Consider the following 14,336-nt stretch of genomic DNA (forward strand, 5'->3'; position numbering starts at 1 on the left):
ATCGCTCCTAGCGGCTGGTGAGTTCGTTGAGGGCGTCTTCGAGGACATCGAGGCCGTCGTGCAGCAGTTCGTCGCTGATCACCAGCGGCGGGAGCAGACGGATCACGTTGCCGTAGGTGCCACACGAGAGCAGCACCACGCCCTTGGCGAGGCAGGCGGCGACCAACTCTTTGGCGAGTTCAGGGTACGGTTTCTTGCCATCGCGGTGAACGAGCTCGATGGCCAGCATCGCGCCGCGTCCGCGTACTTCGCCGATTTCGTCGGTCACCGATGCCATTGCCTGCAAACGGCTTCCGGCGATGGCCTCGATGTCCCGTGCCCGCCCGGGTAGATCCAGTTCGGCCATGACGTCGAGCGCTGCAAGTGCCGCCGCACAGGCCACCGGATTGCCGCCGTAGGTGCCGCCGAGTCCACCGACATGCACGGCGTCGAGCAAATCGGCACGACCGGTCAACGCGGACAACGGCATACCGCCTGCAATACCTTTTGCCATGGTGACCAGATCAGGGACAAGACCTTCGTGTTCGCTGGCGAACCAGGCTCCGGTCCTGGCGAAGCCGCTTTGCACTTCGTCGGCGATGAACACGATTCCGTTCGCGCGGGCCCAGTCCGCGATGGCCGGCAGGAAACCCGGTGCCGGGACGATGAATCCGCCCTCGCCCATCAAGGGTTCGATGATGATCGCGGCGATCTGATCGGCGCCGATCTGGCTGTCCATCTGCGAGATCGCCCGGGAGGCCGCGGTGGGGCCGTCGAGTTCGTCGCGGTACGGATACGAGGTCGGCACCCGGTAGATCTCCGGGGGGAATGGACCGAACCCGTGTTTATAGGGCATCGTCTTGGCAGTCAGACCCATGGTCAGATTCGTGCGGCCGTGGTAGGCGTGATCGAATGCCACCACCGCATCGCGCCCGGTCGCCAAGCGTGCCACCTTGATCGCGTTCTCGACGGCCTCGGCCCCGGAATTGAAGAGCACCGTGCGCTTTTGGTGGTCGCCGGGTGTCAGGTGGTTGAGGCGTTCGGCCACCGCGACGTACCCCTCGTACGGGGTGATCATGAAGCAGGTGTGCGTGAAGTGGCGGACCTGTTCGGCGACGGCATCGGCGACCGCCGAGTTGCTGGCGCCGATCGTGGTCACCGCGATGCCGGAACCGAAGTCGATGAACGAGTTGCCGTCGATGTCGACGATCACCCCACCGTCCGCGTCGGCGGCGTACACCGGCACGGTCGAACCCACCCCGCTCGCCACCGCCATCGCCCGGCGACCCTGCAGTGCAGCAGATTTCGGTCCGGGTATCGAGGTGACGAGGTTGCGTCGCTGGGGCAAACGGTAGTTGGCGCTCACAGTTGTCATCCTCATTCCACCGAACTCATGACGTGCTTGATGCGGGTGTAGTCCTCGACCCCGTAGCTGGAGAGGTCCTTGCCGTAACCGGAGTTCTTGAACCCGCCGTGTGGCATCTCCGCGACGAGCGGGATGTGGCAGTTGACCCAAACGCAACCGAAGTCGAGTCCGGCACTCATTCGTCCCACAGTGGCGTTATCGGTTGTCCAGACGCTGGAGGCCAGACCGAAGCTGACGTCGTTGGACAGTTCCAGAGCCTGCTCCTCGGAGTCGAACGCCTGCACCGTCACCACCGGTCCGAAGGTCTCCTCCTGAACGAGGGAGTCCGTCTGATCCACGCCGGTGATCACGGTGGGTTCGACGTAGAAGCCCTTGTCGCCCTTTCGTTTCCCGCCGGTGACCACGGTGGCGTGCGGCGGTACGGAGTCGAGGATCGAGGTGACCTTTGTGAAGTGGTTGATGTTGTTGAGTGGCGGAACCGTTGTGCCCTTGGCCTTGTCGACGAGGGCATCGACGAACTTGTCGTGGATCGATGAGTGGACGAGGATGCGGGTGACCGCAGTGCAGTCCTGGCCTGCGTTGAAGAACGACGCATCGCCGATACCGTCGACGGCCTTGTCCAGATCCGCGTCGGCGAAGACCACGGCCGGGGCTTTACCGCCGAGTTCGAGGTGTGCGCGTTTGAGGTTCTGCGCAGCAGACACCGCGACCGCGATGCCGGCCCGGACCGAGCCGGTGATCGAGACCATGCTCGGAGTCTTGTGTCCGACGATCGAGGCTCCGGTGGCGCCGTTGCCGAGAATCACGTTCAGCACACCGTCGGGCAGGATGCCCTTCGAGATCTCGGCGAGGACCAACGTCGACTCGGGTGTGGTGTCAGACGGTTTGAGGACCACGGTGTTACCGGCCGCGATCGCGGGACCGATTTTCCACAGCGCCATCATCAGCGGGTAGTTCCATGGCGTGACCTGAGCGATCACCCCGACCGGTTCGCGACGGACGTACGAGGTGAAGCCATCCATGTATTCGCCTGCGGACTTGCCTTCGAGTAGGCGCGCGGCACCGGCGAAGAAGCGGATCTGGTCGGCGCCGACGGTGACCTCTTCGTCCGCGATCTGATCGTCGGGCTGTCCGGTGTTGCGGGCCTGCGCGGTCACGAGTGCATCCGAGTTCGCCTCGATGGCGTCTGCGAGGGCGAGGAGGGCCTTCTGGCGGACTTTGGGGGTGGTCTTGCCCCACGTCTTGAAGGCCTGTGCGGCGGCAGCCATCGCGGCATCGATGTCGGATTGGGTCGAGATCGGCGAGACCCCGACCACCGACTCGTCCGTTGGGTTGATGAGATCGATGGTCTCGGTCGAATCCGAGGCGACGAATACGCCGTTGATGTAGTTCTTCAGGGGCTCGTGTGCCATGACACCAGGTCACTTTCGGTTGCGGGTGGATGGAAACTCCTACCGATACCCAGTGTTCGCTGCCGGGTCGGGGGCGTGATCCTGACAGGTTGTCCAACTATCGGCTGGAATATTGCCAATCTGTATAGTCGTATTCGGGTCATCCCAGGTCGCAGGGCCATTGTGCGGGAGACGAACTCAGGGGGTTGCGACAGTGAGCACAACGGTTCGATGGTTGCTCGCACAGCGTGAACTCGATCTGACGTTGCTCGGTGGCCGGTCCGGGATCGACACGGATATCGATTGTGCGTTGACGTCGGAACTCCCGGCGCCACAGGAGTGGCTCTCCGGTGGCGAACTCCTCCTCACCACGGGACTTCGGCTGCCGGAGTCACGGGAGGGGCGATTCGACTACCTGCGCGGTCTGAGTGAAGTCGGCGTCGCCGGCATCGGATTCGGGGTGGGGTTCGGTTTCGACGACGTTCCGCAGGACCTCATCGACGCAGCCGACGAATGCGGTCTCCCGCTGTTGAAGGTGCCGCTGCCGGTGCCGTTCTCGGCGATCGCGCGAGCAGTGCTCGATCGGATCGCCGAACAGCGATTCGACCAGTTCGTCCGTGCGTCCCATACGCAACCGCGGATCACGAGGGCGGTCATCTCCGGTGGAATGCCCGCAGTGGTCCGGGAGTTGGGGGAGGCGATCGATGCCGTTGTCGTGTTGCTCGATCATGACCGAGAATTGGTCAGTTCCCGGCCGGCTGTACTGAGCCCCGAACAGTTGGCGACGGTGCGCAGCGAGATCATGCGTGATCCGAACGCGGCCAGCGGAGTCACGATGAGCGATGAGCAAACGGTAACGATCCAGCGAATCAGTGTCGGCGGCAGTGTATTCGGCTATCTTTCCGTACTGAGTGTGTCGCCATTGGGCGATCTCGAGCGCGTCCTGCTCGGGCACGCGACCTCACTGCTCAGTCTCGAACATGCCAAACCCCTTCAGGTACAGCGTGATCAACAGGCGCTGCATGCCGACGCGCTGATGATGGCGATGGCAGGACCGCCCCCGGCCGCTGCCCGCAATATCGTGCTGCGAGCTGCCGATCGGGACGGGCGGGTGCGCGTTGCGATGGCGACGTTCGACAGTGTTGCAGCGGCGAAGCTGGCAGCGTTGGCTGTTGCCGTCGAACTGCAGTCCCGGTGGCGCCCGGTATTCGTCCACCACGTGGGGCAGGAGATCGTGGTCCTGCTGCGCGGTGAGGATCAGCGCCGTTTTGCCGAGTCCGTCCTCGGAGTTGTCGGCAGCAGCGGTTGTCGGGGCGGACTGGGTTCGATTGTGGCAGTGGACGACATCGCCGAATCGGCCCGGCATGCCGGATTGGCTGCGGATGTCGCGGCCGAGGGTGAAGTGGTGGACCTGCTGGCTCAGCGATCTCTGTTGTCGCTCGATCCGGTCCGGAAGGCGCTCAATGGGGCCCGGGTTTCTCGTCTGGGCCCGTTGGTCGACCACGATCGTGAACAGGGGAGCGATCTCGTCGAAACCCTGCGGGCTTATCTGCAGGCCAACGGTCAATGGGAACCAGCGGCGGTGGCGATCGGTGTACATCGACACACACTCCGCAACCGGATTGACCGCATCGAACGTTTACTTCGCATCGACCTCACCGATGCCCGGACAAGAGCCGAACTGCTGCTGATCCTGCTGTCCGATCCACGCTGACGCGACGGATTGGCAAACCCTCAGACATCAAGGTCGATTCGGGCATGTCGGACTCGAGGGCCCGATCGGTTCGGCACCGATTGTCGCGAATGTCGGTTTGGTCAACGCCTGACATCAGAACGCGGAGTATTTCTGCACCCACCGTGGTTGAAACCTTCGTGGAAGCAAGCGGTTTGATCGTGCCGCGCTGGGCGCGGGTCTCGGCGACAACGGCCCCGTTCGTGTTACTCGTGACCGCTGTCGCGGCGGATTCGCTGGCCAAAGGTCACAACCCGACCCGTCAGACACTGAGCGTCCTCGCGACGTCGGACCGCGCCGAATGGGTGATGTCGGCCGGTATCGCACTGAGCGCGAGTTGCCTGATCGTGGTGGGTCTGGGCCTGTTCATGGTGCGGCCGATCGCCCGTGTGGTTCTGGTCTCCGGTGGTGCCTGTGGTGTGGCGGTCGCAGCGTTTCCGATCACCCTGACAACAACACTCCACCTCGCGGCAACGTGCGTCTCGGCATTTCTGCTGGCGCTGTGGCCGGCCCTTGCGGTATCCCGGTCGAGGGCGGCGCCTGCGGCTCTCCGGGTCCCCGCTGCGATCGCGGCGTCGAGCACACTGTTTCTACTGCTTGGTTGGACCGCCTATGAAACCCAGGGCGGGGCACTGCTCGGGCTCGCCGAACGCGTGACCGTGGTCGCCGAATTGGTGTGGCCGGCGGTTGTGGTCGCCTCTGCACGATTCCGGCGCCCACTCGACTCGCTTGCCCTGGCTCGATCCACGCCGTCTGAATCAGGCTCAATCCGGAGCGCGACGACCGAGGTCGCATCCTCGGGTACTCGTGCCCGATACCGCTGAATTTCGAAAAATCCGGGTTGGGTGAGCGAAGGCTCAGGTCAGCGTGCCAGAACCCGCCATTTTCGGTTCATGGCTTGGTGTCTGCGGAATTGGCGAAGTGCCGAACCGCTGCTGATCCTGTTGGCCGATCCGCAAAGCGGGATCTGTAGCCCGTTATCGGGCCAGCCGGGAGACGGCGGCAGTGGCTCAACGTCGTTGTCTTGGAAGGTTCGTGTAGTTGGGAGCGCTCCGTCCTTGGAGAAGTCCAGCGTCTGGCCTGTGCGGGGGTCTGCACGCTTCGCGTTTCACATTCCAGCCCCTGGCCATCCGGGGGATGGTGGGAGAGGCGGAGCAGGCTCCGATTGCTGTTTCTTCTCGCTGGGTAACCCAGGGACCGACGCGAACGCTGTGGCGCACTCGGCGTACTCAGGGGTATCGCCAGTTTCAGGATCGGTGGGAACGAAGTCGATATCTGTGACCTGCCAGCCACCGAATACGCCGGTAACCGGCGCTCGGTTTTTACCGGACTGTTCGGCCGGAGGGGAATCTCCCATGCTCGTGAATGTCAGGTTCACTGGGCGCGGCTCCCATAGGTCGCTATCAACGCCATCGGGAGTGAATGGAGAGATATCGGTGGTGAAGTACCCGAACCGGCAGAGCGTGTATTGATTCGTGGTTCCATCTTTGTGGTGCTTGAGCAACCCGTAGAAGAACGTCCCCGCGAATGAGAATGAAATCGAATCGTGCTCAAGAAGGTTCGTAATCTCTGGTGGAGAAGTCTGTTCAAATCCGGGATACCCCCACGCTGGATCGCGCATGTAGCGCGCCAACTCATATGATTCTATGTACGCACGGACGAAAGTTCCTTCAGGGCTGGATAATTCGAAGTCTGGCGTTTCGATCCACTGGAATGTAATATCCATCCCTGGCGGCTGCTGGTTAGTTGTCGTCCCGTCAGTGGATTGCCCTGAGTGACCCACTTCGTTGGTGCAGCTGGTAGCAAACAGGACTACCAAGGCTATGAGGCTGAACAGAATTTTATGAGCTCGGGTGGTCCCATGAACCATCTTTATCGCCTTCTGTGCGGGCTGTTGCGTAGTCGTCGAATTGGTTATCCAAGTTTGATCTGACGCGGGCTTCGAATTCATCGATTTCGGCAGACTCTGGAGTGACATTCCCTTGGTCGTCGAAATATTGGATAAATCTCGGATCATTCCGAATTGATGGGTCAGCATCGGCTTGAGCTTGCAGTATTTGTATATATTGCTCGCTGGGGTTGGTGGAATTGTCGAGCTGCATCTTGAGTTCTTTATAGCTGTCGTTTGCATTGATTTCACTGAGGTCGAGAGGCTCCCCAATCGCCGCGAATTTCGCCCATGGCGCGAGCACATCGAGTGCCACCTTGGGGCCAAGAGGTAGGGGTATGGAACCGACGAGGGCTTTTCCGGAGTCGAACAGACCGCCCTTGTTCGCGTATTCAACAGTGGCCGCGTAGCGGCTATCGTTGATGTCGTCGTTCGTCTGTTCTTCGAGTCCGGTATGCATGGCGTGGTCGATTCGACCCACTACTTTGCCAAGTTCATTCTGGCTCATATCGTCGCCGAACGCATAGGCGGCATAGTTGATCGTCTGCGCGGCAGCGGTATTGAATGACCGACCCGCTTCCGCGTCGGTGTCGAAGACTTGGAAGAGATTCTCCAGCTGATCCGAATGCTCGAGTTTGTCTGCGCCGTTGGTGGTGAAAATTCCATCGGGCGCGCCGGCCAAGTCTCCTATTTGTGGCGCCAAGGCGTCGGCCAGGGTTCGCGTGAGTTCGGGGTTGACTTCTCCGAGCGCTGGCGCATTGCCGTTGATGTCGATCAAGGAATCCTTGTTCTCGGCGATGATTCTGGCGAGTTCGGAGCCGGATTCCCCAGCGCGCCACGATTCGGCGACCACGTTGGGTGATGATCCATCTGGTGCGGAGGCGGAATCGCCGATCCACTTGAACATATTGTTCGGGCCGGAATCGGCGGCTCCGGCTCCATCCCGCCAGTCATATGACAGTAGGTTGGTCATTGCTTGGCTTGCGTTGTACTTCTTGGTGTTTCCGTCGGTGTCGATTGTGTCTGGCATCGACGATGTAGCGGACGGTCCACCCTCGCGCCCGGTCATCAAGGCATCGTGCACGGCAATGTGATCAGTCCCGGCCACCGAAGTCGTCTTACCTAGCACTTCCGAGATCTCGGCAGTGCTTGTGTAGTCGTTGCCGGTGCCGTAGATCTTCGATGGATCAATTGCAGCGCCTGCAATTTCGCTGCTTCTCACGATGAGCGCGCGATCTATGTCGCTGCCCAGCTGGATGCTTGCGTCTCCGTGGCTCAGAATATCGGCGACGTCCCCCAGTTGCTCCAGGGTCGGGAAGTCGTTGGTGACCACCGAGTAAGTCGAGGTGCCGGCATTGAAGGTCACCAGGCTCGATCGTGCTGCTTGTTGCGTCAGCGGGTCGCGGATTGCGGTTGGCAGTTGTGATAGCCCGCCGCGGATGTAACCGGGAGTCGTGGGAAGGCCGACCATGGGATTCAGAGTTCTGCTGAACCAGTTATCGATTGGTTGGTCGGTGCGCACGCGTGGGTTCGACAGGATCTGCAGTCCGTCGGCGAGAGCCGCTTTCAGTGCGGGATCGTTGCCACCGAACTTGGTGAAAGCGTCAAGCCCACCTTCCCCGAGTTCGGTGTATATGCCTTGTAGATACTCGAACTGTCCCTTGCCAATCACCGCATCCCGGCCCTGAATGAGGGCGTCGCGTTGTTCGGGTGGCAGGTCGGTTGCCGCCTCGAAGCGAGCCCTTTGTTGTGGTGTCGCAGTGCCGTTCGAGATTGCTTCCACGTCGCGCGCAGCTTGTTGCCGGGACAGTCCAGAAGTCATGGGGGCATTGAGTTCCGCGTTGCCGAATGTGTTGGCCAGGGCGTCGGCGCCGGCTTGATCGTCAATGCCCATCTGATCGGCAAGTGCTTTCAACGAAAGTGTGGCGTTGATTGCGTCGTTTGCTCGGCTGTCACGCATGGCAACCAGCTTGTTGTAGGTGTCGCTCCCTTTCTCTTCGTTCGCGATTGCCGTTGCGTAGTCGCGGGTTTCGGTCACTGTCCAGTCGTCGGCAACGGCGAAGCCATCGCGCTCGAGGCCGTCGCAGCGGGACAGTGCGGTGGTCCGGTTCGGTTCGATCGCAGTTGCGGTGTTGTTCAAGATGTTCCCCGCGCGATCGACATCGGAACCCAGTTTGTTGATCTCGGTCTGGTCCGAAAGCGCGCGTTCCTCGCATGCGCGTTGTGATTCCCCGTGCCAGTTGCCTGCCCCTTGTGCCGCGTCCACGACCGCTTGTGTTTGCTCGCGGAGGGTGACGGCAGCAGCGATCAGACCGGCGGCTTGTGTGCGCAGCGTGGAAACGTCCCAGCTGTTCACCGTTGACCGTGTCGGCTGGCCCATCAGAACTCGCCGATCGCACGGAAGCCGCCTGCAGACTCCTCTTCGGTGTCGATCACCTCTTTGCCGGTGTCGATGCAGGCATTGCCGATCTGCTCCACGCGGCCCGACGCTCGGCCGAGTAGGTCGGTGAGAAGCTCGTCTTTACCGACACACGATCCGGCGATCGCCGAGTTCGGCATTGCTGTCCCGCAGTCCGCGAAACCGGGAGCAGCCTTGATATCGCGGAAGTTCCCGGCGATCGCGATCAGTTTCTTGCCAACATCGTGGATCGTGGTGACCTCGTCGACATCGAACTGTTCCCCCATGAATGCCCCCCGGCTTCGATTCGGTTTTCCGTAGCGTAGTCGATCACCGCGAATTCCATGGTGGCGGCTTGGGGTGCGTAAAAGGCCAGGTCAGCGTCGTCAGGAACCGCCATTTTCGGTTCACGCGCCGGCGTTTGCCACACTGGAGGTCGTGTCGCATGCCACCGATCAGTCAGCGCAGCTCTTCGAGCGCGCATCCCGTGCCATTCCAGGCGGAGTGAACTCGCCGGTTCGAGCCTTCAACTCTGTTGGCGGAACCCCACGGTTCATCTCCAGCGCATCCGGTTATCGGATGACCGACGCCGACGGCAACAGCTACGTCGACCTGGTCTCCAGCTGGGGCCCGATGATCCTGGGCCACGCCCATCCGGCGGTTGTCGAGGCCGTGCAGAAGGCGGCGACCACGGGTCTGTCGTTCGGTGCGCCGACCGAGGCCGAGATCGAGTTGGCCGAAGAGATCATCAAGCGGGTTGCCCCGGTCGAGCAGGTCCGACTGGTCAACTCGGGCACCGAGGCGACGATGTCGGCGGTGCGTTTGGCCCGCGGATTCACCGGGCGAAGCAAGATCATCAAGTTCTCCGGCTGCTACCACGGCCACGTAGATGCATTGCTCGCCGACGCGGGTTCAGGTGTGGCAACGCTTGGCCTGCCGACCTCACCCGGAGTCACCGGTGCCCAGGCCCAGGACACCATCGTCCTGCCGTACAACGATCTGGCTGCCGTCCGCGAGACATTCGCGGCGTACCCCGGACAGATCGCCGCGATCATCACCGAGGCCGCCGCCGGAAACATGGGTGCTGTCGCCCCGGTCGAAGGCTTCAACAAGGGCCTCAAGGACGCCACCAGTGCTGATGGTGCGCTCCTGATCATCGACGAGGTCATGACCGGCTTCCGGGTGAGCAAGGCCGGCTGGTTCGGCCTCGAGGGCGTTGCCGGCGACCTCTACACCTTCGGCAAGGTCATGAGCGGTGGACTTCCGGCCGCGGCATTCGGTGGTCGTGCCGACATCATGGCGTACCTGGCACCGGCAGGCCCCGTCTACCAAGCCGGCACCCTGTCCGGAAATCCGGTGGCGGTCGCTGCCGGACTGGCCACCCTGCGCCACGCCGACGACGCCGTCTACGCGGCCCTCGACGCCAACTCGAAACAGCTCGGAACCCTCATCGGGGACGCATTGACCACAGCGGGTGTCGGCCACCGTGTGCAGTACGCGGGCAACCTCGTGAGCGTGTTCTTCACCGCAGACGGTGATACCCCCATCACCGACTACGCGGCCGTGAAAAAGACCGAGACCTGGCGTTTTGCCCCGTTCTTCCACGCTCTGCTCGATGCCGGCGTCTACCCGCCCCCGAGTGCCTTCGAAGCCTGGTTTGTATCCGCGGCCTTGGACGAGGATGCTTTCGGTGTTATAGCCGGGGCACTCCCGGCTGCTGCGACCGCCGCTGCGCGGGCCCTGAAGGAGAACTGATGCGCACAATCGTGCACATGATGCGGCACGGGGAAGTTCACAACCCCGACGGCATCCTCTATGGCCGACTGCCGGGCTTTCACCTGTCGGAGCTCGGCGCGAAACAGGCACAGACGGTTGCCGATGCCCTGGCCGACCACGACATCACCCACGTGTTCGCCTCCCCGCTGCAGCGGGCGCAGGAAACCGCGACTCCGATCGCGGCCGCGCACGGCCTCGAGATCATCACCGACGAAGGTCTGATCGAGGCCGACAACACCTTCGAGGGCCTGCGGGTCTCGGTGGGTGACGGTGCGCTGCGTCGCCCCCGGCACTGGATCAAACTGCGTGACCCGTTCACCCCGAGCTGGGGCGAGCCGTACATCCAGTTGGCGCACCGCATGCTCGCGGTCGCCAACAAGGCCCGCGAAGAGGCCAAGGGTCATGAGGCTGTCTGTGTCAGCCACCAGCTGCCGGTGTACACGCTGCGGAGATTCCTTGAAGGCCAACGCCTTTGGCACGACCCGCGTAAGCGGCAGTGCTCGCTGGCGTCGCTGACAAGCCTGATGTACGACGGGGATGCGTTGGTGGACATCGTCTATTCGGAGCCGGCCGGTGCTTCTGACCCCCTTGCCACGGGAGCCTGAGGTAGCGAGACAGTGATGGAGCTCGGCCCTGAGCGTGGGAGGACCCGCGTACTGGCACCGCTTGGTTGGCGGATGGTCACGTTGTGCATCCTTGGGATCGCGACGCTGCTGGTGATCGCCGGCTGCGGCACCGGCGACGACGCCGTGGCACAAGGTGAAAACTTCGAATTCGTTTCTCCTGGTGGCAAAACCGTCATCTTCTACGATCCGCCGTCGGAGCGTGGCAAGGTTTCGAACCTCACCGGCCCCGATCTGCTGTCCGACGACAAGACCATCAACCTCACCGACTTCGCAGGCCAGGTTGTGGTCATCAACGTGTGGGGTTCGTGGTGCGGCCCGTGTCGCGGTGAGGCAACTGCGCTCGAAGAGGTCTATGCGAACACCAAGGATTCGGGTGTTGCGTTCTTGGGCATCGACTTTCGTGACCGCAAGGATTCGGCCCGCGACTTTGTCACCGATCGCGCGGTGACGTACCCGTCGATCTTTGATTACGACGGACGAACCCTGTCGAAGTTGACCACCCCGACCTCGGTGATCCCGACCACCCTTGTTCTCGATCGTCAGCATCGTGCCGCGGCGGTCTTCCTCAAAGCCATCACCGCGGACGAACTCCAACCTGTTGTCGAGCGGATTGCCGCTGAAACATCTGATACCCCATGACTTTTGTAGCCCAGAGTTCGAGCCACCTCGCCGGAGTCGGTGACACCTTCGCGGAGACCGTTTCGAGCGGGCCGCTGTTGTTGGCGCTCGGGGCGTGCATGCTCGCCGGGCTGGTCTCGTTCGCTTCGCCTTGCGTGGTGCCCCTGGTTCCGGGGTACCTGTCCTACCTTGCCGGATTGGTGGGTGCCGAGGCCCCGGCGATGAGCGATGTGGAGTCGAAGAAAGCCGGACGCCTGCGGGTCACCGGGGCTGCCTTGCTGTTTGTGCTCGGATTCACAATCGTCTTTGTGCTCGCCACCGCTTCTGTGTTCGGGATCACGAGCGCCTTTGTGGTCAATCGTGAACTGCTGCAACGTGTCGGCGGTGTGATCACCATCATCATGGGCCTGGTGTTCATCGGCCTGATCCCGATGTTGCAGCGCGACGCCAGGTTCCATCCCCGACTGGTGTCGAACCTGGTGGGAGCCCCATTACTGGGTGCAGTCTTCGCGCTCGGCTGGACGCCCTGCCTCGGGCCGACACTGGCCGCGGTCATCACCACCGCCAGCGGCACCGAGGGTTCCACCGCTGCCCGCGGTGTGACGCTCATCGTCTTCTACTGCCTCGGATTGGGCCTGCCGTTCATCCTTCTGGCCTTCGGTTCGGCCTGGGCTTTGCGGGCGGTTGGCTGGATGCGCAGAAACGCTCGCGCCATCCAGATCTTCGGAGGTGTACTACTGGTTGTCGTGGGTGTGGCACTGGTGACCGGACTGTGGGATCAATTCATCGTTTGGGTTCGGGACATGTTCGTCTCGGACACGGTGCTTCCGATATGACCGCCACCGAAACCAGAACCCCGCCGCCCGTCCCGAGGGCAGGCCCGCTCAAGCGTTACCTGCTGTGGCCCGCCCGCAATACCTGGCGTTCACTGACCTCGATGCGGACCGCGCTCGCGCTGCTGTTCCTGCTGGCACTGGCCGCGGTACCCGGGGCGCTCCTGCCGCAGCGGTCGCTGAACGAGTTCAAGACCGAGCAGTACATCGCCGATCACGGTTTCATCGGCCGGTTCTTCGACAAGATCCAGATGTACGAGGTCTTCTCGAGCATCTGGTTCACCGCCATCTACGTGCTGCTGTTCATCTCGCTCGTCGGATGTCTGACGCCTCGCATGATCGAACACGCGAAGGCGCTGCGGGCCCGTCCGGTCCCGGCACCGCGCAACCTGGGCCGACTGCCCCGGCACGAGAGCCACGAGGTCGACGGCACACCCGACGAGATCGCGTCGAAGATCAACTCCGGTCTGCGGGGATGGCGCAAGACCACCCGCACCGTCGAGCGCAAGGAAGCCGACGGCTCGGTGGCAACCGTCGTGGAGGTCTCGGCCGAGAAGGGCTACCTCCGCGAAGGCGGCAACCTCCTCTTCCACTTCGCACTGCTGGCGCTGCTGGTCGCGATCGCGGCGGGCAAGATGTTCGGCTACGAGGGCACCCGCATCCTGGTCGCAGACGGCCAAGAAGGGCTCTGCAACACGTCGACCGCGGTGTACGACTCGTTCCGTGCAGGCAATATGGTCGACGGCACCAACCTCAACGAGTTCTGCCTGCAAGTGGAGTCGTTCGACGCGGACTTCCTGCCGAGCGGGCAGCCCGAGATGTACAGCGCGGACCTCAAATACCAGGTCGGCAGTGACATCGACACCGACGAGTGGCAATCGAGCGACGTCAAGGTGAACCATCCGCTGCGGATCGCGGGCGATCGAATCTATCTGCTGGGTAATGGTTTTGCTCCCACGTTCACGGTCACGTTCCCGGGCGGCGAAACCCGCACGCAGACGGTTCCGTTCCAGCCGGATGAGCTGCAGACGATGATGTCGAGCGGTGTGGCCCGCTTCGACACCCCCGCCGGGCTCTATCCCAACGAGGACGAGCGTCGGAAGAATCAGATCGCCATCGAAGGTCTGTTCGCTCCGACGGCCACCTTCCACGGCGGATTGATGACCTCGAGCTTCCCGCTACCCGAAGCCCCTGCGGTCGCGATCGACATCTACAAGGGCGACACCGGCCTCGACACCGGACGACCACAGAACGTCTTCACACTCGACGTGAACCTGATCAACCAGGGACGCCTGCTCAAGCAGGAGCGCGTCAACCTGAACATGGGCGAATCGACCACACTCGAGGACGGCACGACCGTCCAGTTCAACGGCTTCCAACGCTGGGTGTCGTTGCAGGTCTCGCATGATCCCGCCCAGAAGTGGGTGCTGGTATCCGCGATCGCCATGCTCGTCGGCCTGTTGGTGTCACTGCTGATCAAGCGTCGCCGAGTGTGGGCCCGGATCACGCCCTTGACCGGGCCGCCGGGTGATGGCACCTCTACGGTGGATGTGCGACGCTCTGTAGTAGAAATGGCTGGTCTGGCACGTACGGATCAGGCCGGTTGGGGCGAAGGCTTTTCCGACATGGTCGCGGATCTGTTGGGCATCGCCCCTGATGCGGACAAAAACAAGCCTGGTGGCAAAGAACAAGGTGGACGTAGAAAATGAACGCTGGGAAAAGGTGACTG

General features: G+C 62.4%; 12 protein-coding genes. 7 read left to right on the top strand and 5 right to left on the bottom strand.

The features are described 5' to 3' along the window. Positions 1 to 7 precede the first annotated feature (7 nt). Together gabT and AC56PL_RS01390 are read right to left on the bottom strand one after the other, a co-directional pair. The gene (gene gabT, locus AC56PL_RS01385) at positions 8 to 1,354 is read right to left on the bottom strand and encodes a 4-aminobutyrate--2-oxoglutarate transaminase (RefSeq protein ID WP_497152806.1); all 1,347 of its coding nucleotides are present in this window, start codon (positions 1,352 to 1,354) and stop codon (positions 8 to 10) included. A 2-nt stretch (positions 1,355 to 1,356) separates the two neighbouring features. After that, on the bottom strand, positions 1,357 to 2,757 hold the full coding sequence (locus AC56PL_RS01390) for an aminobutyraldehyde dehydrogenase (RefSeq protein ID WP_497152807.1): 1,401 nt from the start codon (positions 2,755 to 2,757) through the stop codon (positions 1,357 to 1,359). Between the two features lie 193 nt (positions 2,758 to 2,950). On the opposite strand from AC56PL_RS01390, the gene AC56PL_RS01395 reads away from it, so the two are divergent. Together AC56PL_RS01395 and AC56PL_RS01400 are read left to right on the top strand one after the other, a co-directional pair. Continuing rightward, positions 2,951 to 4,450, top strand: coding sequence for a PucR family transcriptional regulator (locus AC56PL_RS01395; RefSeq protein WP_497152808.1), 1,500 nt, complete (start codon positions 2,951 to 2,953; stop codon positions 4,448 to 4,450). A gap of 158 nt (positions 4,451 to 4,608) precedes the next feature. Further along, positions 4,609 to 5,292, top strand: a complete 684-nt coding sequence (locus AC56PL_RS01400; RefSeq protein WP_497152809.1) for a DUF998 domain-containing protein — start codon at positions 4,609 to 4,611, stop codon at positions 5,290 to 5,292. Between the two features lie 284 nt (positions 5,293 to 5,576). Here the strand turns inward: AC56PL_RS01400 and AC56PL_RS01405 are convergent, their stop codons facing one another. The 3 genes from AC56PL_RS01405 to AC56PL_RS01415 form a co-directional block, all read right to left on the bottom strand. Beyond that, positions 5,577 to 6,194: a hypothetical protein gene (locus tag AC56PL_RS01405; RefSeq protein ID WP_497152810.1), complete on the bottom strand. Its 618-nt coding sequence runs from the start codon at positions 6,192 to 6,194 to the stop codon at positions 5,577 to 5,579. 115 nt (positions 6,195 to 6,309) lie between these two features. Then, the gene (locus AC56PL_RS01410) at positions 6,310 to 8,712 is read right to left on the bottom strand and encodes a TPR repeat domain-containing protein (protein ID WP_497152811.1); all 2,403 of its coding nucleotides are present in this window, start codon (positions 8,710 to 8,712) and stop codon (positions 6,310 to 6,312) included. A gap of 23 nt (positions 8,713 to 8,735) precedes the next feature. Next, complete coding sequence (locus AC56PL_RS01415) at positions 8,736 to 9,041, bottom strand: hypothetical protein (RefSeq protein WP_497152812.1); 306 nt, start codon at positions 9,039 to 9,041, stop codon at positions 8,736 to 8,738. 151 nt (positions 9,042 to 9,192) lie between these two features. On the opposite strand from AC56PL_RS01415, the gene hemL reads away from it, so the two are divergent. From hemL to resB, 5 genes are all read left to right on the top strand, one after another. Then, positions 9,193 to 10,509 (top strand): glutamate-1-semialdehyde 2,1-aminomutase, encoded by a 1,317-nt coding sequence (hemL, locus tag AC56PL_RS01420; RefSeq protein WP_495514650.1) that lies wholly within the window; start codon positions 9,193 to 9,195, stop codon positions 10,507 to 10,509. Next, on the top strand, positions 10,509 to 11,135 hold the full coding sequence (locus AC56PL_RS01425; protein WP_495514651.1) for a histidine phosphatase family protein: 627 nt from the start codon (positions 10,509 to 10,511) through the stop codon (positions 11,133 to 11,135). Before hemL ends, AC56PL_RS01425 begins: the two co-directional genes overlap by 1 nt. 72 nt (positions 11,136 to 11,207) lie before the next feature. Beyond that, a complete protein-coding gene (locus AC56PL_RS01430; RefSeq protein ID WP_495516005.1) occupies positions 11,208 to 11,795 on the top strand; it encodes a redoxin domain-containing protein in 588 nt (195 codons plus the stop codon). Continuing rightward, complete coding sequence (locus AC56PL_RS01435; RefSeq protein WP_495514652.1) at positions 11,792 to 12,610, top strand: cytochrome c biogenesis protein CcdA; 819 nt, start codon at positions 11,792 to 11,794, stop codon at positions 12,608 to 12,610. Before AC56PL_RS01430 ends, AC56PL_RS01435 begins: the two co-directional genes overlap by 4 nt. Then, the gene (gene resB, locus AC56PL_RS01440) at positions 12,607 to 14,316 is read left to right on the top strand and encodes a cytochrome c biogenesis protein ResB (RefSeq protein WP_497152813.1); all 1,710 of its coding nucleotides are present in this window, start codon (positions 12,607 to 12,609) and stop codon (positions 14,314 to 14,316) included. Before AC56PL_RS01435 ends, resB begins: the two co-directional genes overlap by 4 nt. The last annotated feature ends 20 nt before the right edge of the window (positions 14,317 to 14,336 follow it).

Source organism: Williamsia sp. Y721 (assembly GCF_059683565.1).

Coding starts and splice junctions, on each gene's coding strand:
- AC56PL_RS01405 (WP_497152810.1), bottom strand. CDS start 6,194: ATGGATATTACATTCCAGTGGATCGAAACGCCAGACTTCGAATTATCC.
- AC56PL_RS01390 (WP_497152807.1), bottom strand. CDS start 2,757: ATGGCACACGAGCCCCTGAAGAACTACATCAACGGCGTATTCGTCGCC.
- gabT (WP_497152806.1), bottom strand. CDS start 1,354: ATGACAACTGTGAGCGCCAACTACCGTTTGCCCCAGCGACGCAACCTC.
- AC56PL_RS01425 (WP_495514651.1), top strand. CDS start 10,509: ATGCGCACAATCGTGCACATGATGCGGCACGGGGAAGTTCACAACCCC.
- AC56PL_RS01415 (WP_497152812.1), bottom strand. CDS start 9,041: ATGGGGGAACAGTTCGATGTCGACGAGGTCACCACGATCCACGATGTT.
- AC56PL_RS01435 (WP_495514652.1), top strand. CDS start 11,792: ATGACTTTTGTAGCCCAGAGTTCGAGCCACCTCGCCGGAGTCGGTGAC.
- resB (WP_497152813.1), top strand. CDS start 12,607: ATGACCGCCACCGAAACCAGAACCCCGCCGCCCGTCCCGAGGGCAGGC.
- AC56PL_RS01430 (WP_495516005.1), top strand. CDS start 11,208: ATGGTCACGTTGTGCATCCTTGGGATCGCGACGCTGCTGGTGATCGCC.